At 70.1% G+C, this 1,628-nt stretch carries 2 protein-coding genes and 1 other RNA gene; all 3 read right to left on the bottom strand.

Going from position 1 to position 1,628, the window contains the following annotated elements; translation table 11 throughout:
* The coding region (locus ACLN58_RS21925; RefSeq protein WP_415857323.1) for a DNA polymerase III subunit gamma and tau at nucleotides 1-1,089 on the bottom strand (1,089 nt) is incomplete at its 3' end.
* Between the two features lie 52 nt (nucleotides 1,090-1,141).
* An RNA gene (gene ffs, locus ACLN58_RS21920) (signal recognition particle sRNA small type) lies at nucleotides 1,142-1,238 on the bottom strand.
* 42 nt (nucleotides 1,239-1,280) lie between these two features.
* The coding region (locus ACLN58_RS21915; protein WP_415857322.1) for a hypothetical protein at nucleotides 1,281-1,628 on the bottom strand (348 nt) is incomplete at its 5' end.

The raw sequence follows: 1,628 nt of genomic DNA, 5'->3' as shown, positions 1-1,628 counted from the left end.
GCGCGCGCACAGGAGCTCAAGGTGGAGCCGGGGCGACGTCGCGCCGGTCATCTCGTTGAACGCGGCGTTCGTCACGTCCGCGGCGCGCGAGAGCTCGAACGCGCCGATGGACTGCGCCTGGGTGCGCATGTGCGCGAGCTGGTCGGCAGGCACACCGCGCAGGATCGACTCGGCCGCGTCTGGCAGCGCGCGCACGATGATGAGGTCCCGAAAGCGCTCGAGGAGGTCCTCGACGAAGCGCCGCGGATCGTGCCCCGTCTGGATGACGCGGTCCACGGCCCGGAACACCGTGGCCGAGTCGCCGGCGGCCACAGCGTCCACGACGTCGTCGAGGAGCGCCGCGTGCGTGTAGCCGAGCAGCGCGACGGCGAGCGCGTAGTCGATCCCTCCGGTCCCCGCGCCGGCCATGAGCTGGTCCAGCACCGAGAGCGAGTCGCGCACGGAGCCGCCGCCCGCGCGCACCACGAGCGAGAGGACGCCGGGCTCGACCGGCACGTGCTCCGCTACGCACAGCCGCTCGAGATACGCCATGAGCGGCTCGGGCGGCACGAGGCGGAACGGATAGTGGTGGGTGCGCGAGCGGATCGTGCCGATGACCTTGTCCGGCTCGGTCGTCGCGAAGATGAACTTGATGTGCTCCGGCGGCTCCTCGACGATCTTGAGGAGCGCGTTGAAGCCCGCCGACGTGACCATGTGGGCCTCGTCGATGATGAAGATCTTGTAGCGGTCGCGCACGGGGGCGAACGTCGCGCGCTCGCGGAGGTCCCGCGCGTCGTCCACGCCGCCGTGGCTAGCGGCGTCGATCTCGATGACGTCAAGCGAGCCCGAGCCGCCGCGCGCGAGCTCGACGCAGCTGGGGCACACGCCGCACGGCTCGGGCGTCGGGCCCTTTTCACAGTTGAGGCAGCGCGCCAGAATGCGGGCCGACGTCGTCTTGCCGCAGCCGCGCGGCCCGGAGAAGAGGTACGCGTGGTTGACGCGGTCCTTCCGGAGCGCGGTCATGAGCGGCTCGGTGACATGCTCCTGCCCGATCACGTCCTGGAACGTGTCCGGCCGATACCGGCGATAGAGGGCAGTCGGAGAACTCACAGAGAAACCCTACCAATCCGGACCGACACCCAACGCGGGTTATCCACAGGTATGAAAAGGCCCCTCATGCACCCGCCAGAGCCCACCTACCCTTGCTACCTTCCGGTCCTGGGGGAGTTCAGCAGGATGACGCCACATGAGGGGCTGGATTCCATCTTAGCGGAGTTCGTTGGATGGCTCGAACCGAGAGGTCAGCTCTCGGAGGTCGCGCTCGGGCTCGGCGTGGTGCTCGGGCTCGGCGCCGGCGTGGTGGACTTCGGCTTCACGGGCGCCTTCTGGATGGCCTCCGCGAGCTTCTGGACCGCGGCGCCGTACGTCCCGTCGAGCGCGTGGTCCTTGATCGCTCGGGCGTCGGCGGCCTCCTGCGCCGAGGGTGCACCGGCGAGCGTCCAGAGGTCCTGGCGCAGCTTCTCCGGCAGCTTGCGGAACGCGCCCGGGTAGCGGTTGATGAGCGCCCGGGCCGCGGTCTGCGCGTGCTCCCCGTACGTGCTCTGCCCGTCCTGGCGGATGATGACGGCGAGCGCGCGCCGGAGCGCGGT

The sequence above is a fragment of the Sinomonas sp. G460-2 genome (genome assembly GCF_047759905.1).
In the GTDB taxonomy this organism is placed as follows: Bacteria; Actinomycetota; Actinomycetes; order Actinomycetales; family Micrococcaceae; genus Sinomonas.
The sequence above is the reverse complement of the archived record's forward strand: the minus strand, read 5'-3'. Positions and strand labels throughout refer to the sequence as shown.